This is a genomic window from Arthrobacter sp. MDT2-34-1 (assembly GCF_059091365.1).
Genome location: NZ_JBNHGO010000140.1, coordinates 1 through 467 on the forward strand (window position 1 = coordinate 1; position 467 = coordinate 467).

The following is a 467-nucleotide window of genomic DNA, read 5'->3' on the forward strand; positions in this document are numbered from 1 at the left end:
TCGGCGAATCCCTGAAGCGCGGCGTTGAGCGTCTGGGAGGAAGTCACATTGATGGCCGGGTAAGCGAAGCCGCCGTCCTTGGCGCGGTCGATCATCTCGGCGTAGATTTCAGGGGTTGCGATGGGCATGCCTGACTCCTTGTACACATTGTGTGGATGGGAAGAGAACCTCTTCTGCCCCCATCCTAGCCAAGTTTCCCGGGGCGGTTCCGCAGACGGCGTTGTGTGAAGCGGTTGCCGGCCGGGGGCGCCTGCGAGGGGCCTCAGCCGCGGGGGCGCATCCGGGTGTTGGGCAGCACGGGGGCCGGCAGCGGGGCGGGCCCGCCGGCCGGGAAGGTGCCGAACCGGGGAAAGGAGGTGCCGTCGTCGTACGGTTCACTCCGGTCCTCGGCGCCGATCTCCGCCTGCCAGTGTGACCGGTACCTGACGACCTCTTCATGGCTGCGGCCCACGAAGTTCCACCACATC

2 pseudogenes are annotated in these 467 nt (G+C 67.0%); both read right to left on the reverse strand.

The window, feature by feature from the left end:
• Positions 1 to 128, reverse strand: a pseudogene (locus AC5RVV_RS18060) (class II fructose-bisphosphate aldolase); the annotation flags it as partial.
• A gap of 134 nt (positions 129 to 262) precedes the next feature.
• A pseudogene (locus AC5RVV_RS18065) lies at positions 263 to 467 on the reverse strand (pirin family protein); the annotation flags it as partial.